Below are 25,035 nucleotides of genomic sequence, written 5' to 3' on the forward strand. Positions count from 1 at the left end.
TACGTCGCGTATCGCCGCGTCCGCCGCGTTCCTTTACGCCATTCAAATACTCATGGGTACACGATTAGCCCTTCGTGGAAGATTTAGAGGGGGCCTTACGCAAGGCAGATAAGGTTTTGTCAGATGGAATAAAGCACATCAATGCGCCAGTCATTACGCCATCTTCTTTTCAGAGACAACTTTATTGTTTAACTTTCCGTCTCATACCTGTTAAAAACATGTTATCAAAGATGAAGTTCCTTTCCCGCAAATCTGCCCTGCTTCTTATTACTGTATTGCTTAGTGTCTTTCATGCATCTGCTGCGATCGTAGACACCGTGCAGACATACAGCGCTTCGATGAAAAAGAACATCAAAGCAGTGGTCATCACTCCGGATAATTATGCAAATGCGAAAGAACTTCCGGTAGTATACCTGTTACATGGTCATGGTGGCCGCTACTCAGACTGGTCGCGCGTAAAGGATATTCAAAAAGCCGTTGATCAGTACCAACTGATGATCGTTTGTCCGGATGGCAATAATAGCTGGTACTGGGACAGTCCGGTTGATCCTTCCTATAAATATGAGACATATGTTTCAAAAGAACTGGTTGAATGGATAGACGGTAAATATAAGACCATCAGGAGTCCTAAAGGCAGGGCCATCTCGGGTCTGAGCATGGGCGGGCATGGAGCACTCTATCTTGCTTTCCGCCACCAGGATGTATTCGGCGCAGCGGGCAGCATGAGCGGCGGTGTTGATATCCGTCCATTCCCCAATAACTGGAACATGGCAGACCGCCTGGGAAAATATGCCGATAAACCTGATAACTGGGAAAAGAATACAGTGATCAATATGCTGCATCTTCTAACTCCGAATGCTCTCTCCATTATTGTCGATTGCGGAACAGAAGACTTCTTTTTTAAGGTGAATGAAAGCCTTCACCGGGAGCTGCTGCAACGCAATATTCCGCATGATTATATTACCCGTCCGGGGGCGCATAACTGGGTATACTGGAACAATGCGGTAGGGTTTCAGCTGTTGTATATGCATAACTACTTCGTGCGTTAAAGGACAGACTGGTGTAGGAGTAATGCAGAGAGCGCAGAGGACCGCGGAGAACGCAATGAAATCAGCTTTTTAAACTGGATTCTTTGCGCCCATTGCGGTCCTTTGCGCTCTCTGCGTTACCCCTACGCCAGCCAACACTCATAAGATCGCAGGCAATTCTCATCCTCAGACAGCCTGATTTCCCGCCGGAAAAGAATTGTAAGCTTTTTTAATTGTAAAATCTACAATTAATAATATATTCGTACCGAAATCGCTTGCAAACATGACAAAACAATACGTACTGGGAGTGGACTATGGTACCGACTCCGTTCGTACAATACTCGTAGATACCTCTAATGGTGAAGAGACCGCATCGTCAACTTTTTATTATCCCCGTTGGAAAGAGCAGCTGTATTGCAATGCCGAACTGAACCAGTTCAGGCAGCATCCTTTAGATTACGTGGAAGGGCTGGAGCATACTATCACGCAATGTCTGGCGCAGGTTGGACCGGAGGTTGCCGCGAACGTAAAAGCCATCTCGGTGGATACTACGGGGTCAACCCCTGTTCTGGTAGACAAAGCCGGAACACCGCTGGCATTACTGCCAGCTTTCAGCCGCAATCCGAATGCAATGTTCGTTCTCTGGAAAGATCATACAGCCGTTCAGGAAGCTGCAGAGATCAATGCACATGCGGCAAAGTTCGATACGAACTATCTGCAATTCGTGGGTGGTATTTATTCCTCTGAATGGTTCTGGGCAAAGCTGCTGCACGTGCTTCGTGAAGATGCGGCGGTCCGTGAGTCGGCTTATTCGCTGGTGGAGCATTGTGACTGGATCCCATTCCTTCTTACCGGAGGAAATAAAGCGGACGAACTCAAACGCGGCGTATGTTCTGCGGGCCACAAAGCCTTATGGGCCGCGGATTTCGGCGGATTACCACCGGACGATTTCTTCAGCAGTCTTGATCCTGTGCTGAAAGGATTCACCGCACGTTTATTCACAAAAACATATACCTGCGATCAGCAGGCTGGCACCATTTCGAAAGACTGGGCAGAACGTTTGGGTCTTCCTGCCACTACTGTGATAGGCATTGGCGCATTCGATGCACATATGGGTGCTGTCGGCGGACAGATCGAACCGTATCATCTCAGTAAAATCATGGGAACGTCTACCTGTGATATCCTTGTTGCTCCATTGGATGAAGTAGGTGATCAACTGGTACGCGGGATCTGCGGACAGGTGCCCGGATCGGTGATTCCCGGCATGCTTGGTATGGAAGCAGGACAATCCGCTTTCGGTGACGCTTATGCCTGGTTCAAGAATATTCTCACCTGGCCTTTACAGCAAACGCTGTCGAAGTCTTCTTTAATAGATGATAAAACAAAAGCGGCATTGCTCGAAGAAAGCATTGCTGCCATTATCCCTGAATTATCCAAAGCAGCAGCTTTAATTCCTGTTGATGAATACAGTGAGATCGCGATCGACTGGTTCAATGGCAGAAGAACACCTGATGCCAACCAGTTGCTGGAAGGTGCTGTACTGGGCCTCAGCCTTGGCACCGATGCTCCGCGCATTTTTCGGGCGATCGCAGAAGCGACCTGCTTCGGCGCCAAAAGAATTGTTGACCGTTTCGTCAGCGAAGGCATCGATGTAAAAGGGTTGATCGGTATGGGTGGCGTTGCCAGGAAATCTCCCTATATCATGCAGATGATGGCGAATGTGATGAATATGCCGATCCGTATCCACCGCAGTGAGCAGACCTGCGCGGCAGGAGCAGCGATGTTTGCGGCAACCGCAGCGGGCATTTATCCAAAGGTTGAAGAGGCCATGGCGGCCATGGGAAGAGGATTCGATATGGAATATTTCCCTGAGCCAGAAAAGATCGAAGTCTATGCAAAACGCTACCAGCGATACATCGCGCTGGGAAGCCAGATAGAGACTGAAACCATGTCACTTCACCAGGAACTGGTTGCCCAGGCCTGATCAATAATTAATCAACAGACGAATCAATATTTACCACAGCTATGAATCCATACGAGCATATAAAGATCCAGGCTTATGAAGCGAATATGCAACTACCTCAACTCGGGTTGGTGCTGTTCACCTTTGGAAATGTAAGCGCGGCAGACAGAAGTAAAGGAGTATTTGCGATCAAACCAAGCGGCGTTCCCTACGAACAGTTAAGTCCGGAGAAAATGGTGATCGTAGATTTTGATGGGAAAACGGTTGAAGGCAAACTTCGCCCATCATCAGATACACTCACTCATGCTGTACTATACAAGCACTGGGAGAAAATAGGAGGCATCGTTCATACGCATTCCACTTATGCAACAGCCTGGGCGCAAAGCCTTCGTGATATTCCTATCTATGGCACCACGCACGCTGATCATAATACGGTCGATATTCCCTGCGCACCTCCCATGGATGATAAGATGATCGAAGGTGATTATGAATATCAAACAGGATTTCAGATCATGAATGCGCTGAAAGAACGTAAGCTCAGTTACGAAGAAATTGAAATGATCCTTGTGGGCAGCCATGCGCCATTCACCTGGGGATCTACTGCACATAAAGCCGTTTATAATAGCGCCGTACTGGAAGCTGTTGCTAAAATGGCTCATATAACCGAATCAGTAAAAGCGGATGCCGCAAGATTAAAAGATTCACTGATCAAAAAACATTTTGAGCGTAAGCACGGCCCTAATAGCTATTATGGGCAATAAGCAATGCATTAACCGTTTGCCGGCGTACCGGCAGACAATTCAATAAACAAAAGATTTAAAAGATATATCATGGAACTGAAAAAACTGGCCGTTTGGTTTATCACAGGTAGTCAGCATTTATATGGCGAAGAAACATTGAAGCAGGTAGCGGATCACTCTCAGACGATCGTTAAATCTCTCAATGCAGCTTCACTGATCCCGGTTGAAGTTGTATTTAAACCGACTGTTAAAACTCCTGAAGAGATCTATCAGGTGATCATGGAAGCCAATGCAGAAAAGAATGTAATTGGCGTGATCACCTGGATGCATACTTTCTCTCCGGCGAAAATGTGGATCAATGGCCTGAAAATTCTTCAGAAACCTTTACTGCACCTGCATACGCAATTCAACCGCGATATTCCCTGGAATGAGATCGATATGGACTTCATGAACCTCAATCAGAGCGCGCATGGAGACCGTGAGTTTGGATTTATCGTCAGCAGGCTGCGCCGCAACCGCAAAGTAGTGGTTGGCCACTGGCAGGATGAAGAAACACTGAAAAGCATCGATGCATGGACACGGGCCGCAGCAGGCTGGCACGACTGGCAGGGCGCAAAGTTTGTACGCTTCGGTGACAACATGCGCTATGTTGCAGTAACCGATGGCGACAAAGTAGAAGCAGAATACAAATTCGGTTATTCTGTGAACACACACGGTATCGGTGATCTCGTAAAAGTGATCAATGAAGTGGGCGACGCATCAGTAGATAAACTGATCCAGGAATACGAAGACAGCTATACGCTTTCCAAATCCTTACTTAAAGGTGGTGAAGGCCGCCAGTCACTGGTTGATGCAGCAAGAATAGAACTCGGTCTGAAGCAATTCCTGGAAGCGGGAAACTTCAAAGGATTCTCTGATACATTCGAGGATCTTCATGGCATGATCCAATTGCCAGGTATTGCCGCGCAGCGCATGATGAAAGCCGGTTACGGTTTTGCAGGCGAAGGCGACTGGAAAACGTCTGCACTCGTCCGCGCGATGAAAGTAATGGGTAGCGGACTGCCCGGGGGTAATTCCTTTATGGAAGACTATACCTATCATTTCGATCCGGCCAATCAAATGGTACTGGGATCGCATATGCTGGAGATCTGCGAGAGCATTGCAGATGGTAAACCATCGTGTGAAGTGCATCCCCTGGGGATCGGCGGCAAAGCGGACCCAGTCCGTCTGGTATTCAACTCCGGCGCTGGCGCCGCACTGAATGCTTCTATCATTGATATGGGCAACAGGTTCCGCTTACTGGTAAATGAAGTGGAAGCAGTGAAGACAACCGAAACACTTCCCAAATTGCCAGTAGCTCGCGTACTCTGGAAGCCTTATCCCGACATGAAAACAGGTTGTGCCGCATGGATCCTCGCCGGTGGCGCTCACCATACCTGTTACAGCCAGAACCTTACATCAGAACACCTCGAAGATTTTGCAGACATGGCGAACATAGAGTGTGTACTGATCGGTAAAGACACAAAACTGTCTCAGCTGAAAAATGAACTGAGATGGAGTGAAGTGTATTATCAGCTTAATAAATAGGAGATGCGTGAGAATTAAAAATTCAAAAGTAAAAATTAAAAAAATGATCAAAAACGATGGAATATTCATCTCGATACAGCGCTTTTTTTAATTTTTACTTTTGACTTTTTAATTAGTATGAAGCATTATACCACACAACCCCGCTTCCTGCTCGCCATCGACTGCATCATCTTTGGGTTTGATGGGGCTGAGTTGAAACTGCTGGTGATCCAGCGGGGATTTGAGCCATGCAGGGGGCAGTGGAGTTTGGTTGGTGGTTTTGTACAGCAAGGTGAAACGTCGGAAGAAGCTGCGAGAAGGGCGTTGAAGAATCTGACAGGTCTGGATGGCTTGTATATGGAGCAATTACATACATTCAGTCAGCCGGACAGGGACCAGGAAGACAGGACGGTATCTGTTGCATACTTCGCTTTAGTGGATATACAACAGTACCGGCAGCAGTTGAGTGAAGATTATCACCCGGCCTGGTTTCCGATCAATCATGAACCAAGCCTGATCTTTGATCATAACGAAATGGTTGAACTGGCGAAAGAGAAACTTCGCTATAAAGCAGCACTTCATCCGCTACTGTTTGAATTGCTGCCGGAAAAATTCACTTTGCCACAGTTGCAAAACCTGTATGAGTGCGTTTATAATACCAGCTTTGATAAAGGAAATTTCAGCAGGAAGATCCTGTCGACTCAAATGCTGACAAAGCTGAACATAAAAGATAAACTGAGTTCAAAGAAGGGTGCATTCTATTACCGCGTAAACGAGAAGAAGTATCATGCCAACTTCAATGCGTTTACAAACTTTGTAGGAGGGAAGTTTAAAAGTTTAAAAGTTTAATAGTTTAATAGTTTAAAAGTTTAATAGTTTAATAGTTTAAAAGTTTAATAGTTTAATAGTTCTTTAGGCTTGTGTATTTTTAATAGTTTAAATCTTAAATCTTAAACCTTAAACCTTAAACTATTAAACTTTTAAACCATTAAACTTTTTACACCCTTGCTTGTGTTGACTAAACTGTTTTATATGAAAAAACTGCTTGCCACGTTACTGGCCGTTCCAGCGTCATTGCTGGTTGGTCATTCCCAAACTGCCGTTACGCTGTCTGTAAACGGTGTTAATCCCAAACACACGATCAGCCGTCATATCTACGGTCATTTTTCGGAGCATCTTGGGCGTTGTATCTATGATGGCTTCTGGGTGAGTGATTCATTGAATGTGCCGAAGAAGGACCGGATCCGCCTGGATATTGTTGAGGCGCTGAAGAAGATCCAGATCCCGAATCTTCGCTGGCCGGGCGGATGTTTTGCCGATGAATATCACTGGCGTGACGGGATCGGCCCGCGGAATCAGCGGCCAACGATGGTGAATACAAACTGGGGTGGTGTGACGGAAGATAACAGCTTTGGCACGCATGAATTCCTTGAGCTTTGCAACCTGCTGAATACAGAACCCTATGTCTCGGCAAACGTGGGCAGCGGTACCGTTGAAGAAATGGCGAAATGGGTGGAATACCTGAACTTTGATGGCATCAGCCCAATGTCCAACCTCCGCAAGCAGAATGGCCGTGAGACGCCGTGGAAGGTCACTTTCTGGGGAGTAGGCAATGAAAGCTGGGGATGCGGCGGTAATATGACGCCCGACTATTATGCGGATGAATACAAGCGCTATGCAACCTATGCACGCGACTATGCAGGAACAAGACTGAAAAAGATTGCCAGCGGATCAAATGGCAATGACTACAACTGGACGGAAGTGCTGATGAAAAAAGTTGGCCGCCAGATGTGGGGATTGACCCTGCATCATTACACATTGCCAACCGGCAACTGGGGTAAGAAAGGTTCGGCTACTGCATTTGATGAACAGGAGTATTTCAATACCATGCGCAACTGTTTGCAGATGGAAGAGCTGGTAACAAGGCATTCCGCCATTATGGACCGATACGATGCGGATAAAAATGTTGCACTTGTTGTGGACGAATGGGGGATCTGGACAGATGTGGAACCCGGAACCAACCCTGGATTTCTATATCAGCAGAACAGTTTGCGCGATGCTTTGATCGCAGCAACCACGCTCAATATTTTCAACAATCACGCTGACCGTGTAAAGATGGCCAATCTTGCTCAAACGGTGAACGTATTGCAGGCATTGGTGCTTACTCAAAAAGAAAAAATGATCCTGACGCCGACGTACCATGTATTCGATCTGTTCAAAGTGCACCAGGATGCGAAACTGCTGCCGGTCTCCTTCAGCAGTCCCGATTATACTTCCGGGAATAAAAAACTGCCAGCCTTGAATATTTCCGCATCAAAAGACTCTACTGGAAAAGTACACCTGACGCTGGTAAATATTGATCCTAAGAATAAACTGACGATCAGTACATCTCTGGCGGGTGTTAAGTTCGGCAGTGTAACCGGCCAGGTGCTTACTGCAGCAAAACTGACGGATGTGAATAGTTTTGATGAGCCGAACAAAATAAAGAACGTAGCTTTCAATGGTGCGAAGAAACAGGGAGATCAACTGGTGATTGAAATGCCGGCCCAGTCGATCGTGATGCTGGAATTGAAATAAAGAGTAAAATTTTTCGATAGCTGGCCCTGGCGATTCGATTGAAAGACCTGATTAATCAACTGGCGTAGAAGTATCGTAATGAACGCAAAGCACCGCAGAGAACGCAATGAAATTTCTGTTGCCCGGTGATGTCTTTGCGCCCGAAGCGGGGCTTTGAGTTCATTGCGATACTTTTATGCCAATCAGCTCTTTCAATCGATCCCTGATCAACGAAACAATTTACGATTGCCCCAACTGCTTGAACTGCTAATGAAGTCATCTATTCAACGACTACTCTTTCTGCTCTTGCCCATTACTGCCTGGGCACAGCAGCCAGCAACGGACAAACCGGCCCTTGCCAGGTTGTCTATTGCACAAGGCCTTTCCAATAATTCCGTGCGATGCATTTTCCAGGATCACCGCGGGTTTATCTGGTTTGGCACTTATGATGGATTGAACCGTTATGACGGATACAATTTCAAAGTATTCCGGAATAAACTGAATGATACAGCCTCGCTTCCGCATAACTATATCTATGCTATCCATGAAGACAGGAATAATAATCTATGGATAGGGACAGGGCAGGGGTTGACAAAGTACAACAGTTCTGATAACACATTTTCTACCGCATACCTTAAACGCTACCCGGGACGGCAAATGCAGAAGATCTCTGCAAATGTGAACTGGATGGACTCTGACCCGTCGGGCAATCTGTTTATCGGTACAAATGGCTGGGGGTTACTCGTTAAGAAAACAGGTGAGACATCGGCCACGCAGGTCCCCTTTAGTATCAATGGCAAAATGGAGACCGGCTACAATGTTCAAAGCGTAGCGGTGGACAGCCAGCAGCGTGTGTGGTTGTTCATACTGGAAGCTGGTCTATGTGAATATGACCCGAAAAGAGATACGATCCGGGTAGTGAACAATTTTGTCAGAACTGGTCAGCGCATAGCAACCGATAAGCTGGGGCATATCTGGATCGGATCAAACTCAGGTGTATATGAGTTTGCACAGGATGGAAAAACACTGCTGCATCATTATAACGAGCAACAGGGAGGACTGAGTTCGAACCGTGTCGCGGGGATGAGTTTCGATACAAACCAGAATCTTTGGATCGGTACCGAAGGCGGTGGCATCAGCATTCTTCCCGCAGACAGATCCGCTATGCAATACCTCCTGCCTGGTGAAAACAGGAGTGATCTTTCCAGTGAATCTGTATTTGCCATTCATGCTGACCGGGAGAACCGGGTCTGGATCGGTACGATCAAGGGCGGCGTAAATATTGTCGACTGGCAAAAAAGCCGTTTTCAAACGTATACGCATGATCCTCTTTCGGCAAACAGTCTCATTAATAATTTCGTTTCGTCTTTTTTTGAAGATACCGAAAAGAATATCTGGATTGGAACGGATGGAGGCGGTATGAGTAAGTGGAACAGGGCGGATGGGAAGTTTCAGCATTTCAAACATATTGCAGGTAATGCAGGTTCGCTGAGTAACAACTCGATCAGCAGCATTACGCAGGATCATGAAGGGCAGATCTGGGTCGCCACATTTGGTGGAGGTGTGAGCCGGTATAATAAACGGAGTGGAAAGTTTGATCATTATCCCTGTATCAATACGGCAACGGGTGCTGAAAATAAAAACGCCTGGCTGGTATATGAAGATCAGCAGCATGATATCTGGGCAACAACATTTGGTGTAGGCAAAGTGTATCTGTTCAACAGGGTACAAAACCGGTTTGAAGTATTTGATCAGCAGTTGAATGACCTGATCGCATTGAAAGAAGACCGAGACGGTAATCTTTGGGGCGGTAATTCTTATCAGCTTGTAAAGATCGATAAGAAAGGGAAGCAACACCAGGTGTATGAGTTCGGCAAACCTATCCGGTCCATTTTTGAAGACAGCCATAAGCGCTTCTGGGTAGGTACAGAAGGAGGCGGGCTGATCTTATTTGACAAACAGCAGGGAAAGATCAAAGCGAAATATTCGGATGCGGAAGGGCTTTGTAATAACTCTGTACTGAATATCCTGGAAGACGGAGACGGGAGACTATGGCTGAGTACATTCAATGGATTATCGAGATTTGATCCATCAAGCGGACAATTCAAAAACTTCTATCAGAGTGATGGCTTGCAAAGCAACCAGTTCTCGTACAATGCGGCATTGAGGTTATCTTCAGGAGAATTGCTGTTTGGAGGCATCGCCGGCTTTAACATCTTTGATCCGAAAAATGTATTGCCGAGGAACTATATGCCACCGGTCTTCTTTACGGATATACGGGTCAACAACAAGGGACTTTCTGATATTTCTGAATACATTTCTCCTGCGAAGGATGGCAGTATCCAGACACTGGAAGTGCCCTACAACCAGGCGGTATTAAGCTTTACGTTTACAGCGCTTGAATACACGTCTTCCGAAAAGATCAGGTATTCTTACTTCCTTGAAGGTTGGGACAAGGGATGGAACTACACCGGTGGTATCCGCACCATCAATTACAACAATATCAGTGAAGGAAGCTATAAACTGCGGATCAAGTCGACGAATGCCGAAGGGATCTGGAATAATGAAGAGACGAGCCTGTCTGTTGTGGTGCTACCGCCGTGGTACAGAACCATATGGGCTTATCTGGTTTATATACTTGGCGCCGGTGCGCTGGTCGTTGTCTATTTCCGTTATAAGAACCGCCAGGCAAAATTGAGATATGAGATCCGTTTGGCGAATCTTAACTCAGAAAAAGAAAAAGAGATCAATGAGAAACGGCAGACGTTCTTTACAAACGTGTCTCATGAATTCCGTACCCCGCTTACATTGATCATCAACCCTATCAGGGATATTTTAAAGAAGAATGATTCATCGAAGGAAGAACATGCTGAGCTGAATATAGTTTACCGCAATGCGCGAAGATTATTGAGCCTTGTTGATCAGCTTCTTCTTTTCCGTAAAGCAGAAGATGACGCGGATCAGCTGCGTGTAGGAAAGCTGAACCTCCATAACCTTTGCAACGAAGTTTACCTGTGTTTTATTCAGCAGGCGAAGGCAAAGCATATTCATTATTTGTATGAGTGTGAAAACCGGGAACTGGAGATCTATGCCGACAGGGAAAAGATGGAGATCATTTTTTACAATCTTTTATCTAATGCTGTGAAGTATACGCAGGAAGGAGGAACGGTGGTGTTACGTGTTATCGAACATTCTGATACCATCGAGGCATTTGTAACAGATAACGGAGTAGGCATGCCGCTGGAATCGCAGAAACGCTTGTTTGAAAAATTCTACCAGGTGAAAGATAAAACAACTCCGGTAAAGCCTGGGTTTGGCATTGGTCTTTACCTGGTGAAGCATACGGTGGAGAGCCATAAAGGTACGATCAGTTTTGAATCAGCTCCGGGTAAAGGAACCAGCTTCAGGGTGACTCTTTTAAAAGGAAAACAACATTTTGCGGATATGGACATAAATGATGCTGTTATGCCGGATCCTGTCATATTACCGGAATTAGCAGAGGAAGAGCCGATTGTTGAGACAGAAAGTTCAGCGGGCAAAGAAGCGGCGGGCCTGGGATCGATGATCACGGATCAGCCCTCTTTGCTGGTGATCGATGACAACGAACAGATGCGGACCTATGTCTCCGGTATCTTTAAAAATCAGTTCATCGTACATGAAGCTTCCAGTGCGGAAGATGGACTGTTGCTTGCCAGAAAATATTTGCCGGATATGATCATCAGTGATGTGGTGATGGGGCAGATGAGCGGGATTGAACTTTGTAAAACCATCAAGCAGACGCCATCGCTGAATCATATTCCGGTGATCCTGCTGACGGGAAGTTACTCCACGGATTCCAAGCTCAAAGGAGTTGAAGGTGGTGCGGATGATTATATCACGAAGCCGTTCGAGAAAGATCTGCTGCAGGCGCGGGTGGCCAGTTTGATGAAAAGCCGTGAGAACCTACAGAAGTATTTCTACAATGAGATCACACACCAGGAGAATTCGCTGAAGATCTCGGCGGAGTATAAGGAATTCCTGGAGCAATGTATTGCGATCGTAGAGCAGAATATAGATAATGAAGATTTCAATATCCAGCAGTTTGCAACGGCCATCGGGATGAGTCATTCGAAATTGTATAAAAAGATCAAGGCAGTGTCTGGTCAAACGGCAAATGCCTTCATCCGATACATCCGGTTGAGGAAGGCGGCTGAACTTTTTATTAATACAAATTACAATGTGAATGAAACGGCGTTTTATGTAGGGATCAAGGATGTGAAGTATTTCAGAGAGCAGTTTCATAAGACGTTCGGGGTAAATCCATCAGAGTATATTGAGAAATACAGGAAAGTGTTCGGGAAGAATTATTCGCTGAGCGAGAAAGTGGCAAAGGAAAAGGGGAAGGGAGGCGCCCTTTAAATCTCGCCCTTCGGGGGAGATTTTTTAAGGTTTGCCTGGCGTAGAAGTAACGCGGCGGACGCGGTGATACGCGGCGGACGCAGCGAAAACAGCCGTGGAAAATCTTGTATTTTCGTCGCGCTCTCCGCGTATCGCCGCGTCCGCCGCGTTACTTCGGGGCTGCTAACCAAACGACATTGGATTGAAATCGTGAGCTTCAGTACGAAACAGTAAATTCTTCAACCCCTCCGAAAGTTTGGGTAACGATTAGCCTCAAGGGGAGATTTAGCAGGGGCTCAAAACGTCCCCTCCATTATCTCATTTTACCCCTGTTTGTCCTTTTACCAGCGTCGTATTTTGCTGATCACTAAACACACGCAATGAATCGCTTGCCATTTGTAACCGCAACAGCCTGTGCCATTATCTGCCTGATAATGCCCGGATGCAAAACCCAGTCGAAAGTGCCCACCACCACTCCCGGCGGCTACCATCTCGTCTGGTCAGACGAATTCAATAAGAACGGTAAACCGGACACGACCAACTGGGGTTACGAAAAAGGATTTGTCCGCAACGAAGAACTCCAATGGTACCAGGAGGAGAATGCATACATCAAGAACGGCCTGCTGGTCCTCGAAGCCAGAAAGGAAACCAAACCCAACCCGCGCTACGAAGAAGGCAGCAAAGACTGGCGGAAAAAACGAAAAGACATTGAATACACTTCCGCCTGCATGATCACCCGCGGAAAAAAAAGCTGGCAATACGGAAGATTTGAACTTCGCGCAAAGATCGATATCAGCAAAGGCATGTGGCCGGCGTGGTGGACACTTGGTGTTGACAAACCCTGGCCCGCCAACGGTGAAATAGACATCATGGAATACTATCGCGGTAAACTGCTCGCTAATATCGCCCTTCGTGGAGAGAACAGGAAAACGGAGTGGTACAGCAATACATTCAGCACGGATTCACTCGGCGGAAAAAAATGGGCGGATCAGTTCCATACCTGGCGCATGGACTGGACGGAAGAATTCATCGCGCTTTACATCGACGATCAATTACTGAACAAAGTGACGATGGATAAGCTGGTGAACAAAGATGGATCAGGGTTTCATCCGTTCAAACAACCCCATTACATGTTGCTTGACCTGGCAATGGGTGGAATGAACGGCGGAGATCATCAAGGCACTGTATTTCCTCAGAAATTTGAAGTGGATTATGTTCGGGTATATCAAAAACGCGAATAACGCGAATAACGCGAATGGGCCGCGAATATTCGCGAACATTCGCGGCCATTTGTGCTCATTCGTGTATTAAAAACAATGGTGATGTTAAAATATTTGAAGATAACAGGGATTGTGATATTGCTGATGAGTGGGTATTCTGCATTTGCGCAAGAGGTATTCAGCCTGAGTAATCCGGATCGTGCCTTGAGCCCTTACACGGGTATGACCCGTCAGCATTGGAAAGATGCCGCGAAGTATCTGCTCGCGGGGGCTTTTAGTTATATTCATCAGGAGGATGATCCGATGAAGTTTCCGAAAGAACCGGGCAAATCATACCCGCGTAACCCGGGACAGGTGCCTACGGAGAAACTGGAAGGTCTTTGCCGTACATTGTTCATTGCTGCTCCGCTTTTACGGGAAGATCCATCACTTACGGTGAATGGTATTAAGGTAGCGGATTATTACATGTATCAGATCGGATTACTGGTAGACTCCACGAGCCCCTCTTACATTCGTAAGCGCGGAAAGAACGGTGGTCCAAGCCAGATCCTCGTCGAATTCGGAGCATTGGCAGTTTCACTTTTTGTTGCCCCGGACATTCTCTGGGAACCGTTGGCAAAGGAAAAGAAAGATGCGCTGGCAGCAACCATGATCAGCTATGGTGATGGCCCTACGGTTGGTTCCAACTGGAAGTTCTTTAACATTTTTGTCCTTAGTTTTTTCAAAAGCAAGGGATATACGGTGAATGAAAAACTGTTGGTTGAATATCTTGATAAATCACTGGCGCATTACCGCGGAAATGGTTGGTACAATGATGCGCCGGCATACGATTACTACAGCATGTGGGCATTCCAGATGTATGGCCCTGTCTGGTCCGAGTTCTTCGGGAGAAAATATTACCCTGAATATGCGGACAAGTTTGAAGCTAACTTTCGCGATGTAAAAAATAATTATCCCTACCTGTTCAGCCGCAATGGCGAAATGATCATGTGGGGGAGGAGCATGCCTTATCGTTTTGCTTCCGCCATTCCTTTTCCATTGATGGGAATGGTAAAGGATACAGGAGTTAACTATGGCTGGATGAGAAGGATCGCATCAGGAGTGATGCTGCAGTTCCTGGAATCACCGGGGTTGATGAAAGACAGTATCCCGACACTTGGGTTCTATGGTTCTTTTGAGCCGGCAGTACAACCATACAGTTGCCGTGGGAGTGTGTTCTGGATGGGTAAAGCGTTCCTGGCATTGCTGATCCCCGAGGATAACCCGTTCTGGACGGCCACTGAGAATGAGGGTGACTGGAGAGATAAAATGAAGAGAACGGAAGTGTATAACCGTTTCCAGGATAGTTCGCGTATCCTGATCACGGATTACCCGGCGATCGGTGCTTCTGAGATCCGTGCATGGTGTAAGGTGAAAGCGATCAAAGCCAATGAACCGTTTCGCGCCAGCGAAAACTATAACCGCCTTTCCTATAACAGCGCATTTCCCTGGCAGGCAGACAGTGTGAATGGTGTTGTTGCAATGAATTATATCATTCATAACAGTAAAGATGAGTGGGAGCCATTCCGCCTGTATGATTTCAGGAAATTTGAGCGTGGCGTCTATTACAGGGATGTAGTGCTGGAGACAAACGAAAATGTGAAATTCAATCTCGCCGATGTGCCGCTTCCTAACGGGATCCTGCGTGTAGACAGAAATAACAGCAGCGATGCCGTTGAAATGCGTTTGGGGCATTATGCATTGCCTCAATTGAAGGGTCTTATCAAAGAATCAAAACGAAAGGTAAACGGACATGATGTACAGATCATTGATAATGGCATATATCAATTGGCAATGGTCAATTTATCGGGCTGGCAGGAAATGAAAGCGATTGCTGCGACTGGCATTCATCCGCAAGCGGACCAAAGTAAGGTCATCAATGCAAGTGTTACAACGACAAGTGGTACGCCAAAAATCTTTGCTACATTGTTACTATGGAAAAGATCGGGACAGAAATTTACTGACCAGGAATTGCTCCCTGTAAAAACGTTCAAAGTATCCGGAAATGCAGATAAGATAGATATTGTGTTAACCAATAAAAGGAAGATCGAAATCTCCTACTGAACAAAATAGACGAGCGTCATTTTAAAATTGTTATATGAAAAAACTGTTTTTGCTCTTTGCCGTTACCGCTGCCATTACCATACAGGCGCAGGTAAAAGACTTTCATAAATGGGCAGCCACTCCGCCGATGGGTTGGAACAGCTGGGATTGCTTTGGTCCGACTGTTGTTGAGGCTGAAGTTAAAGCCAATGCTGATTATATGGCCAAAAATATGAAGCAGTTTGGCTGGAACTATATTGTAGTGGATATCCGCTGGTATGTTGGGAATGATAAAGCACATGGCTACAATGAAAAAGATCCGCTGTATTCAATAGATGAATACGGACGTTTTCAACCGGCGGAGAACAGGTTCCCATCTGCAGCAAATGGCAAAGGCTTTAAACCGCTGGCTGATTACCTGCACAGTAAAGGATTGAAATTCGGGATTCATATCATGCGCGGGATACCTGTAGAAGCGGTGAAGCGCAATCTTCCGATCAAAGGTTCTTCTGCTACGGCAAAAGATATCTATTCAGAAAAGGATCAGTGCAAGTGGCTGAAGGATATGTACACTATTTTACCGGGAAAAGCCGGTGCGCAGGAGTACTATAATTCGATATTTGAATTGTATGCCTCATGGGGACTTGATTTTGTAAAAGTGGATGATCTTTCTTCGCCGATCTATTTCACAGAGGAAGTGGAAATGATCAGGAAAGCAATCGAGCGCACAGGGAGAAAGATCGTGTTAAGTACTTCACCGGGTGAAACACCGATCGATCATGCATCGCATGTGCAGGCGAATGCCAATATGTGGAGAACGGTTGGGGATTTTTGGGATAACTGGAAACAACTTGAGGAACATTTCGAAGTGTTTGACAGGTGGAATAAATGGCGGGCACCGGGAGCATGGCCTGATGGTGATATGCTGCCGCTTGGCCGGATCGGGATCCGCGCAGAAAGAGGCAATCCGCGTATGGCTAATTTCACTAAGGATGAGCAATACACGCTGATGAGCCTGTGGTGTATCTTCCGGTCTCCGTTGATGTTTGGTGGAAACCTTCCGGACAATGACGCATTCACTCTGTCATTGCTTACGAATAAACGCGTACTGGAAGTATTGAACAAAAGCACCAATAACCGGCCCTTATTCAATGATGCTGCAAAAGCGGCCTGGGCTGCAGATGGAGCAGATAGGAAAACGAAGTATCTCGCGGTGTTCAATAAAGAGAAACAAGCCGGGACAGTTGAGGTGGAGCTGAAACAGTTAGGTATCACGGGTAAGTTTCAACTGATCGATCTTTGGTCTGGTAAAACCACAACTGAAAGCGCTACCTCATTTGCGCCTGTGATCAATCCACATGGAGCAGGGCTTTACAAGATCGTTCAGAAGTGATCTGGATTTTGTGAGTCAAGTCCTTTTTAAGCGACATCACAAAATTATTCTGTCGTAGGAGTATCGCAAAGAGCGCAAAGTAGCCGCAAAGATCGCAAGGGAATCCTTAGCGACCTTTGCGCTCTTTGCGATACTCCTACGACAGGCTGGGCTATGCATCATGCTAATTGTGATTGACCATCTGGCGATACATCATTAGCGTTCCATCGGCTTTTCGTTTCCATAAATTCAAACTCTTTCCTGTTACGACGCCGGAAGTGCTGTCCCGGGCGGTCCATTTTACTCCATAAAAACCGTGTTCCATGATCAGATCGTTAATGACGGTTACCCTGCCGGTGATAAGGCTTAAAGAGTCGACGGTCACTTCTCCCGGTCTTTCATGGCCGTAGAAATATTTTTGGATATCATTGATGCCTTTGATCGCGGATTCATAGTAAGGCATATAAACAGCATCGTCCGTAAACAATGCCGCATGTTCCAGTCCCTTTCGCTCTTTTACGAGCTGACCGAGTAATTGATTCCTGCTGATGACCTGTTTTTCTTCTTCGGAGCCTGTTGAATACGGCCTGATGCTGACAGGATCGCCATTACCGGCAAAAGGTAACTTGTTGCGACCATACCAGAAACGCCCTCCCCAGATCTCGGCATAGATGGTCGGAACGTTTGCAGGATCCAGTTTCCAGTGCCGGAAATATTTACCCGTTTGTATTACTGTATCATTACTGGTGCGGCTGGTTGTGTCAGTAAAGGTGCCGGTTTCAAACAGATCGTTACCCAGATCCAGTAATTCTGTGGTCTCAGATCTGTACGAGGAACTCTTTACAGATGCCATCCATTTTGTGAAGTATGTTTCGATGGATGAGCGGTCGAACAATGTGGGGTGATACTCGGGCATGCAAACGGCCTCTTTAGAATACATGCTTACCAGTTCCTTCACATTTTTGGTGGCGAATGCCGCTTCGCGCCGTGCATTGAGTTCGTCGATCTGTTCCCTGGGGGACAATGTTTTTGTAGTGCAATGTAGTCCGGCTGCCAACGCGGGCAGCAGGCAAAATAACCGGAATGTAATTTTCATGGCAGAGGTTTATAGCCTTAATATAAAAAAAACGGCGCAAAGCGGTTAGTTTCTTTTTAGAAATGGCGAACAGATGACTTTAGGGAAGCTAAAGTTGCCCGGGATGCATGTCGCAATTCACCCCGTTTTTGTCATTTCCACCCGGCTTTCGGATTGTATATGCCGCTAATTTTACTTTGTGATCATCAGAAACGAAACACTTACTCTAACATAAACTCTACATCATGAAAGTGAATCCTTATCTCATTTTTGACGGGAATGCAGAAGATGCTTTTAACTTTTACAAGTCAGTATTCGGCGGAGAGTTTTCTTCGGTGAACCGTATGGGCGAAGCGCCGGGAACGGAGAACGAGTCTGAGGAGGTGAAAAATCGGCTTATGCACATTTCCCTGCCGCTTTCCGAAACTGTTACCCTGATGGCATCCGATTGCGGACCGGGCATGGGTGAGGGATTTCTTATCGGGAATAATGTAAATATTTCCATTCATCCTGCCAGCCGCGAAGAAGCGGATCGTTTATTCAATGGCCTGTCAGCAGGAGGGAAGGTTGAAATGCCCATGGCTGATATGTTCTGGGGAGATTATTTCGGAAGCTTTACTGACAAATTTGGGGTGAACTGGATGGTGAACTATTCGAAGCATTTTTAAGAAGGCTGTCAGGGGGAGTTGTGACATTGCTAAAGAAAGGAAGGCAGGTTCCGGCCTGCCTGCTTAGGCGTAAGGCGGGAACCATTTTATGTACCTGCAATGAAAGGGACGTTGGTTACTACGGGGCCAGGATAGGATGACACTACTTTGTATGTATAGCGACAGTATAGATAGAGTGAATATGTGTCTCTTGAAAGTCTCGTTAAGTTCAGGACAACATCAGGCTAACATCAGGGCAACTTCAGGCAGATATCAGGGCAATTTCAGGCAAATATCAGAGATTCTTCAGCCGCGAATACAAAGACCTATCTGAATTGTATAAACCTACTGTAATATACAAAACATAGCTGATGATGGCTTAGCAACAGCCCTTAAGATAGTCATTGATGCAATCGTCAGGCATCGGGGTGAGTCCTGGAAGCTTATTTCCCCGATCAGCTATGAGACCGCCTCTATCCACCAGTTCCCATCACTGATCAGTTGTGCTGCGGGTATCACAATTACTTCCAGCTGAACTGCCGCGTCATTATGTGCAACTGCGGGGACGGGATCGCAGTCTACCGATGAATTCGCGGGTTTTATTTTGATATTGTCAGCTTCAACTGCGCAAACTTCATACAGCAAATGCTTGTCCGGCTCGGAGAGGTCCAGTTCATCCGTTGATAGCCCTCCGAGTGGGTATTGTATAAGTTGGGTGCCGGATCTGAGTATATTGATATCGTGAGTGGTAGTGATTTTTTGATACATAATGAAGGTTTCCCTATGAAACACAAGGATCGAACCAAAGAAATTGTTGAGTCCGGTTTATCTCACTATATCCTTCTTCATACTAATACTAAACCCGCTGAAACACCCCACCACATTTTCTCCATTGATCGTATTCATTAAGGTCACGGGAGTAGAAAAAGGTCCTTCATTATCCCGTGCTTTATCAAAGCTTTCCCAAAAATTATACACTTTCCGTTCTGCGCTTACCAGGAAGTATTCGACAGTATCGCCCACTTCAAATTCCTGGTTTTGGGTCAGCTGGATGTATTGTCCATTGGTAAGGTCATCATCGCCTCTTGCGCGGCGGTTTCGTCCCAGGCTTGCCCAGCCGAAATTTCCGCGGTTGGAATAGTACCGCCAGTAATACATTTGTGTGTTGCCGATCGTATCCGGATCCTGGTAATGCGCCGTGATCCGTGCTTTTAATTTATTCTCGTCTTCCGCATCAATAAAGTGATAACCGCTGGTGATGCTGTCCAGTGTAACAGGCTGAAGCAACCCTGTAACGGCTGAATAAGTATTCCCGTCGGCTTCAATTTCCAGCAGATAATATTTTCCTGTCTGACCTTTTAATGCCTGCGACGGATTGGTCAGGATCCTTGGATCAAAATAAAGCCCCTGGCGCAAACTGTCTGGTATGCGCGGATCGGTAGTTTCTGATAAAGTGACTTTTGATGCCGGATCCCATACGTAGGAGCGGCGATCGGTTGCCAGTTCGCCTTCGGTAATGCTCACCCGGGCGCCGGCAACGATCAAACTCCGGAAATCCGGTGAGTAGTAATCCTGGCTGCGGCTAAGGATCACATAATTATACTCCGGCATCAGGTTATTGATATAGGCTTCCACAACGAGCATCGGCTTTCCGGAAGACAACTTCACGTCGAAGTCGCGCTCACAGGATAACAGGATCACCGTGCAAAGTAATCCCAGCAGGCTCGTGAACTTTTGATTGATCGGCTTCTTCATCTTCAGAATTTAAAGTTCCAGGTTACGCCCGGTATGATTGGAAATAGAAAGACTTTTTTTCCCTGAATGGTCCGTTCGCTGTCGTCTGTGTCCAGGTAAATGAAATAGGGATTATACCGGTTGTACAGATTATACAGGCTGAAATTCCAGCTGCTTTTAAATCGCTTTTTGCTATCGGGTTTTGGTGTATAGGTAAACGCAATGTCCATTCTGTGATAGGCGGGCATGCGATAATCATTGATACCGCTGTATTGATTTACGTTGGTAAAGATCGGTGCGCCACGGTAGGTATCATAACCTACATTGTAGGTGAACCTGCCGACGGGCATGGTAAGTGCATTCCCGGTGCCGTATACAAAGACGCCGGATGCTTCCCATTTTGGCGAAAGCCTGTAATTGGCCACGAGGCTGAGGTCATGTGTACGGTCGTAACGATAGGGGAAGGCTCTGCCTTCATTCAGGTCAGGAAAAGTCCGTTCGGTGCGGCTGATGGTGTAGCCGATCCAGCCGGTGAACTGTCCCTGCTTCTTTTGCAGGAATAGTTCGAGACCATACGCTTTGCCTGTTCCAAAGATCATTTCACCTTCGATATTCTGATTCAGTAACAGTTGCGCGCCCGGTCTGAATTCAAGCTGATTTGACATGGTTTTATAATAGGCTTCGGCACTGAACTCATAAACGCCGTTATTGATATCACGGAAATATCCGAGAGCAACCTGCGCTGCAATTCCCGGCCTGATGAGCCTGCTGCTGGGCACCCAAAGATCGCTCGGGAATGTAGCGGCGCTGGTGGTGGCCAGGTGCAGGTATTGTACGGTGCGTGTATAAGAAGCCTTTAAACTGGACGTGGCGTTCAGCCTGTACAGAAGATTAACGCGTGGTTCAGGGTAGTGATATTTTGCAATACTTTCACCCCGTTCGTAGCGCTGTACTTCACCTGTTGGCACCCCGTCTGCATCATAGATCACCTGTTCTGTCGGACCGACCTGGTTGAAGTAACTGTAACGCAAGCCTGCGATGATATTGATCGTAGGAGACACACGGATATCTGTACTGAAATAGGCCGCTGCTTCACGTGCATACTGATCATTCAACTGGGATTTGAATTCCTGTATTCCGGAAGTGACACCACCTGCACCTGGCCTGAAATTATGCCAGATATACTGAGCGCCCCATTTCCATTTCATAAAGCTCCTTACGTTATATGTCCAGTCGCTCTTCAGCTGATAATCTTTTAATCCTGAAGCGAAGGCGAATGTAGTAGTGGCATAGGTGATCCTGCTGTCCAGGTTGAATTGATTATAGATCGCAGAGAAATCATGTTTCAGTTTTTTGTTGACCTGTTGCTTGAGGCTAAGCCCTACCAGGGTGTTTCCCCAGTTTCCGTTAAAGTAGCGATCGCGGCCATCATTGTCATCATTATCGACATAGGAAAAATCATCGGTGCCGTTATAGAAAGTGAGGTCAATGGTGTTGTTCTTATTGATCACATAATCTGCTTTGGCATTGATATCGTAGAAGTAGTAGCCATTGTCACCGATCCTGCTTTTGGCAACCAGTCGCCCAACCTGGTCGATATAAGTCCGTCTGGCACTGATGATGAAGCCGGAGCGGCCTTTAACAAGAGGTCCTTCTACTGAAAGGCGTGAAGAGATGAGTCCGATCCCGCCGCTTCCTTTGATCGAATCTTTATTGCCTGATCTTGTTTCAACATTGATCACGCTGCTGAGCCTTCCACCGTATTCGGCGGGCATGCCTCCTTTGATCACTTCAATATTGCGGATCGCTTCCCCGTTAAAGATGCTGAAGAACCCGAGCAGGTGGTTGGGATTGTATACAGGGATACCGTCCAGCAGGATGAGGTTCTGATCAGGACCGCCGCCGCGTACATAAATGCCGGCGCTTGCTTCGCCTCCGCTTTTAATGCCGGGAAGAAGGGTGATGGTCTTTAACGGATCGATCTCCCCAAGTATCACCGGGAGTTTTTTTAGTTGTTCGATGTTGATGGATTGGACGCTCATCTGGTTCTTTACCACGTGCCGGTTTGCGGATACCGTTACATTGCCCAGCATGCTCTGCCTGGTGCGAAGAAGAATTTGCAAAGTTGTATCATTATACAGGCGTATCTGCCTTGTTTCGTTATAATACCCTACGGCGGAAATGGACAGTGCATAAATTCCGGAAGGAAGATCTACCGCAAGCTGGCCCAGGGAGTCGGTGGTCAGTTTTTCCTGTTGTAGTTTGACTGTTGCGTAGGGGATGGTATAAGACGAGTCGCCGCTAACGGCGATGTTCAACCGGTGTGTTTGAGCGCTCGCTTCACAGGTCGTCGCAAACCAACTAATAAAAGCGACCAGAGGGTACAGGTATGTGCGTTTCAGGGCATTCATTCATTCGCAGATTGTCAGTTTTCATTACACAACGCGGCAAGGCAGTTGTGATATCCTCAAGATAAGGCAAAACGCGGACTGGGAAAGGGTTTTAGGGAGCTCAGACGGGCAAAATATTTTAATATAGCTGTCCTGATGCGTGTTGCCTTGTCTGTTAAGCTGGCGTAGAAGTAACGCGGCGGACGCGGCGAACCGCGGCGGACGCAGAGAAACAGCCGTGGAAGATATTGTATTTCGTCGCGCTCGCCGCGGTTCGCCGCGTCCGCCGCGTTACTTTTACGCCAACCGGAGATTTAGTTGATGGCTGTGCCGGGACACGGACCGGGGGAACAGCATTGCGATCAAGCAGTTAATTATTTCCCGAGAAACTCTTCACAACCTGCTCTTTATAATTGGGACTGACAGGAATGGTCAGCTGTTCATTCAGTACCAGTTCTCCCGCCCTGATAGCCCTGATCTTACTGAGAGACACGATATAAGATTTATGTGTCCGGACAAATTGAGATGGTGGTAGCGTCTCTTCCAGTTTTTTCATGGTCAGATGCACCAGGTACTGGCGGGATGGAGTAAAGATCTTCATATAATCACGCGACCCTTCGATGTACAGGATATCGGCAAAGGGGATCTTCAACAGACCTTCTTTTTCTTTCACCATCAGGTGTTCTGCTTCGCCGGATGCGTCTTCTTTAGCTTCCGGTCTTGCTGCGGCTTTTACTTTGTTGACAGCCTGCAGGAACCGATCATATGAGAATGGCTTTAACAGATAGTCCACTACATTCAATTCATATCCCTGTAAAGCATATTCAGCATAAGCGGTGGTGAAGATCACTTTTGGCGGATGAGTAAGTGTTTTCAGGAAGGCCACGCCATTTACCAAAGGCATTTCGATATCAAGAAACATCAGGTCGATGCTGTGTTGTTCCAGTTTTGAAAATGCTTCCATGGCGTTGCGGCATTTCGCAACAAGTGTCAACCCCTCTGTCTGCAGTATATATTTTTCCAGGATCTGTTGAGCGATCACTTCATCGTCAGTAATCAGGCATTTGATCATTTTGTAAGAGAGATTTTCAGTTTTACAGAATAGGTTGACTGGTCTTCTTCTATTTTCAGGGTATGAGTTCCGGGATAATAAAGCGCGAGCCGCTTTTTTACATTTGCGATGCCGACGCCGCCATAAGCAGCCTTTTGCTGAGGCGTTGTCAAAATTATGCTATTGGAAAGATCAAATTCCAGTTCTTTATCGTGTACGATCAATTTCCCCCTGATATAGCCGCTATCCATCACCCGGTGAGACCCGTGTTTGAAGCTGTTCTCTAAAAAGGGGATCAGCAGCAGGGGCGCGATCTTATATTGCCCGGGCGCATTATTTTCAACGGAAAATTCAATATCCGCCTGGGGGTAGCGTTTCTTTTCCATCTGCAGGTAATTATCCAGGAACTCAAGGTCTTTCTCCAGTTGCACCTTGCTTTGCTGGCAATCATACAGAATATACCGCATCATATCTGACAGCCGGAGAATGTATTCCGGTGTATCAGGCTCACCGGTAAGGCTCATTCCATAAATACTGTTCAGTGTATTAAAAAGAAAATGGGGGTGAAGCTGGGCTTTCAGTGTTTCCAGCTGCAATACGAGGTTGTCTTTTTCCAGCGCATGCTTTTTCTGTTCTGTTTCGAAAGCATAACGGGTGAACATTACGGAAACAAATGCGAGCAGGTCAAACATCGTCTCTGTTAGTTTATAGCCTCTGAGGCCGACGGAGTGCAGGTACCACTGGTATTGCTTTTCGTAGAAGAGTTGCATCACTTCACTATGATTATTCTGCAGGAAGAGATAACTCACCAGCAGGTTTGTCCATTTTGCTACGAAAAGAAAATAGAAAAGAGTGAAGAAGAAGAGCCCGATCCTCCATTTCTTTTTCAAAAAGAATGGTCCGAGCCAACGGTAAAAGGGTATTACATACAGAGTGGTGGCGATGGCGAAAATGATCAGCTCCGGAAACGGGAAGTTTGCGCGCATGCGCGGCAAGTGTGAGCTTGATGCATAATCTGAGTACTTGAACACGCACACATAGATCAGCCATATGAGCAGTTCATAAAAGGAAATGTAGCGGCTGCCAAAGCCTGTTCTTTTGATCCAGTTCATATGCTCAAAACTATTCTTTTCCAGTGGTTTCGTCGAAACCGCTTTCGACAAAACAGGGGTTTCATTCGACAAAACAAAGAGTCTGCTTTTACGACGAAAACAAAACCCGTTTTGACGAGCAA

The 25,035-nt window shown here is 46.5% G+C and carries 17 protein-coding genes; 11 read left to right on the plus strand and 6 right to left on the minus strand.

Annotation, left to right across the window (positions count from 1 at the left end; all coding sequences use genetic code 11):
* Positions 1–218: 218 nt before the first annotated feature.
* The 10 genes from LZZ85_RS24570 (at position 219) to LZZ85_RS24615 (ending at position 16,925) form a co-directional block, all read left to right on the plus strand.
* Positions 219–1,049 (plus strand): alpha/beta hydrolase, encoded by an 831-nt coding sequence (locus LZZ85_RS24570; protein WP_237876264.1) that lies wholly within the window; start codon positions 219–221, stop codon positions 1,047–1,049.
* A gap of 262 nt (positions 1,050–1,311) precedes the next feature.
* The gene (locus LZZ85_RS24575; RefSeq protein WP_237876266.1) at positions 1,312–3,012 is read left to right on the plus strand and encodes a ribulokinase; all 1,701 of its coding nucleotides are present in this window, start codon (positions 1,312–1,314) and stop codon (positions 3,010–3,012) included.
* Positions 3,013–3,053: 41 nt separating this feature from the next.
* Positions 3,054–3,752: an L-ribulose-5-phosphate 4-epimerase AraD gene (gene araD, locus LZZ85_RS24580; protein WP_237876267.1), complete on the plus strand. Its 699-nt coding sequence runs from the start codon at positions 3,054–3,056 to the stop codon at positions 3,750–3,752.
* Between the two features lie 69 nt (positions 3,753–3,821).
* Positions 3,822–5,318 carry an L-arabinose isomerase gene (gene araA, locus LZZ85_RS24585; protein WP_255724276.1) on the plus strand — a complete coding sequence of 499 codons (1,497 nt, stop codon included), beginning with the start codon at positions 3,822–3,824 and terminating at the stop codon, positions 5,316–5,318.
* Between the two features lie 117 nt (positions 5,319–5,435).
* Complete coding sequence (locus tag LZZ85_RS24590; protein WP_237876268.1) at positions 5,436–6,146, plus strand: NUDIX hydrolase; 711 nt, start codon at positions 5,436–5,438, stop codon at positions 6,144–6,146.
* A gap of 183 nt (positions 6,147–6,329) precedes the next feature.
* Positions 6,330–7,874, plus strand: a complete 1,545-nt coding sequence (locus tag LZZ85_RS24595) for an alpha-N-arabinofuranosidase (protein ID WP_237876270.1) — start codon at positions 6,330–6,332, stop codon at positions 7,872–7,874.
* 249 nt (positions 7,875–8,123) lie between these two features.
* On the plus strand, positions 8,124–12,251 hold the full coding sequence (locus LZZ85_RS24600; protein ID WP_237876271.1) for a hybrid sensor histidine kinase/response regulator transcription factor: 4,128 nt from the start codon (positions 8,124–8,126) through the stop codon (positions 12,249–12,251).
* A 359-nt stretch (positions 12,252–12,610) separates the two neighbouring features.
* Positions 12,611–13,471, plus strand: coding sequence for a glycoside hydrolase family 16 protein (locus LZZ85_RS24605; protein ID WP_237876272.1), 861 nt, complete (start codon positions 12,611–12,613; stop codon positions 13,469–13,471).
* 81 nt (positions 13,472–13,552) lie between these two features.
* Complete coding sequence (locus LZZ85_RS24610) at positions 13,553–15,553, plus strand: DUF2264 domain-containing protein (protein ID WP_237876273.1); 2,001 nt, start codon at positions 13,553–13,555, stop codon at positions 15,551–15,553.
* 34 nt (positions 15,554–15,587) lie between these two features.
* A complete protein-coding gene (locus LZZ85_RS24615) occupies positions 15,588–16,925 on the plus strand; it encodes a glycoside hydrolase family 27 protein (protein WP_237876274.1) in 1,338 nt (445 codons plus the stop codon).
* Positions 16,926–17,088: 163 nt separating this feature from the next.
* Here the strand turns inward: LZZ85_RS24615 and LZZ85_RS24620 are convergent, their stop codons facing one another.
* A complete protein-coding gene (locus LZZ85_RS24620; protein ID WP_237876276.1) occupies positions 17,089–18,000 on the minus strand; it encodes a YybH family protein in 912 nt (303 codons plus the stop codon).
* Positions 18,001–18,224: 224 nt separating this feature from the next.
* Here LZZ85_RS24620 and LZZ85_RS24625 point away from each other — a divergent pair, with 224 nt between their 5' ends.
* Positions 18,225–18,647 (plus strand): VOC family protein, encoded by a 423-nt coding sequence (locus LZZ85_RS24625; RefSeq protein WP_237876277.1) that lies wholly within the window; start codon positions 18,225–18,227, stop codon positions 18,645–18,647.
* Between the two features lie 438 nt (positions 18,648–19,085).
* Here the strand turns inward: LZZ85_RS24625 and LZZ85_RS24630 are convergent, their stop codons facing one another.
* The 5 genes from LZZ85_RS24630 to LZZ85_RS24650 form a co-directional block, all read right to left on the minus strand.
* Complete coding sequence (locus LZZ85_RS24630) at positions 19,086–19,394, minus strand: hypothetical protein (RefSeq protein ID WP_237876278.1); 309 nt, start codon at positions 19,392–19,394, stop codon at positions 19,086–19,088.
* A gap of 57 nt (positions 19,395–19,451) precedes the next feature.
* Positions 19,452–20,381: a DUF4249 domain-containing protein gene (locus tag LZZ85_RS24635; RefSeq protein ID WP_237876280.1), complete on the minus strand. Its 930-nt coding sequence runs from the start codon at positions 20,379–20,381 to the stop codon at positions 19,452–19,454.
* Between the two features lie 2 nt (positions 20,382–20,383).
* On the minus strand, positions 20,384–22,771 hold the full coding sequence (locus LZZ85_RS24640; protein ID WP_237876281.1) for a TonB-dependent receptor: 2,388 nt from the start codon (positions 22,769–22,771) through the stop codon (positions 20,384–20,386).
* A gap of 349 nt (positions 22,772–23,120) precedes the next feature.
* On the minus strand, positions 23,121–23,822 hold the full coding sequence (locus LZZ85_RS24645) for a LytR/AlgR family response regulator transcription factor (RefSeq protein WP_237876282.1): 702 nt from the start codon (positions 23,820–23,822) through the stop codon (positions 23,121–23,123).
* A complete protein-coding gene (locus tag LZZ85_RS24650; RefSeq protein ID WP_237876283.1) occupies positions 23,819–24,964 on the minus strand; it encodes a sensor histidine kinase in 1,146 nt (381 codons plus the stop codon). Before LZZ85_RS24650 ends, LZZ85_RS24645 begins: the two co-directional genes overlap by 4 nt.
* Between the last annotated feature and the right edge of the window lie 71 nt (positions 24,965–25,035).

Origin of the sequence: Terrimonas ginsenosidimutans, from assembly GCF_022012415.1 — a bacterium.
In the GTDB taxonomy this organism is placed as follows: domain Bacteria; phylum Bacteroidota; class Bacteroidia; order Chitinophagales; family Chitinophagaceae; genus Terrimonas_A; species Terrimonas_A ginsenosidimutans.

Bases quoted from the DNA above. Each gene is read 5' to 3' on its own strand.
- LZZ85_RS24570 (WP_237876264.1), top strand. From the start codon at position 219: ATGTTATCAAAGATGAAGTTCCTTTCCCGCAAATCTGCCCTGCTTCTT.
- LZZ85_RS24575 (WP_237876266.1), top strand. From the start codon at position 1,312: ATGACAAAACAATACGTACTGGGAGTGGACTATGGTACCGACTCCGTT.
- araD (WP_237876267.1), top strand. From the start codon at position 3,054: ATGAATCCATACGAGCATATAAAGATCCAGGCTTATGAAGCGAATATG.
- araA (WP_255724276.1), top strand. From the start codon at position 3,822: ATGGAACTGAAAAAACTGGCCGTTTGGTTTATCACAGGTAGTCAGCAT.
- LZZ85_RS24590 (WP_237876268.1), top strand. From the start codon at position 5,436: ATGAAGCATTATACCACACAACCCCGCTTCCTGCTCGCCATCGACTGC.
- LZZ85_RS24595 (WP_237876270.1), top strand. From the start codon at position 6,330: ATGAAAAAACTGCTTGCCACGTTACTGGCCGTTCCAGCGTCATTGCTG.
- LZZ85_RS24600 (WP_237876271.1), top strand. From the start codon at position 8,124: ATGAAGTCATCTATTCAACGACTACTCTTTCTGCTCTTGCCCATTACT.
- LZZ85_RS24605 (WP_237876272.1), top strand. From the start codon at position 12,611: ATGAATCGCTTGCCATTTGTAACCGCAACAGCCTGTGCCATTATCTGC.
- LZZ85_RS24610 (WP_237876273.1), top strand. From the start codon at position 13,553: ATGTTAAAATATTTGAAGATAACAGGGATTGTGATATTGCTGATGAGT.
- LZZ85_RS24615 (WP_237876274.1), top strand. From the start codon at position 15,588: ATGAAAAAACTGTTTTTGCTCTTTGCCGTTACCGCTGCCATTACCATA.
- LZZ85_RS24620 (WP_237876276.1), bottom strand. From the start codon at position 18,000: ATGAAAATTACATTCCGGTTATTTTGCCTGCTGCCCGCGTTGGCAGCC.
- LZZ85_RS24625 (WP_237876277.1), top strand. From the start codon at position 18,225: ATGAAAGTGAATCCTTATCTCATTTTTGACGGGAATGCAGAAGATGCT.
- LZZ85_RS24630 (WP_237876278.1), bottom strand. From the start codon at position 19,394: ATGTATCAAAAAATCACTACCACTCACGATATCAATATACTCAGATCC.
- LZZ85_RS24635 (WP_237876280.1), bottom strand. From the start codon at position 20,381: ATGAAGAAGCCGATCAATCAAAAGTTCACGAGCCTGCTGGGATTACTT.
- LZZ85_RS24640 (WP_237876281.1), bottom strand. From the start codon at position 22,771: ATGAATGCCCTGAAACGCACATACCTGTACCCTCTGGTCGCTTTTATT.
- LZZ85_RS24645 (WP_237876282.1), bottom strand. From the start codon at position 23,822: ATGATCAAATGCCTGATTACTGACGATGAAGTGATCGCTCAACAGATC.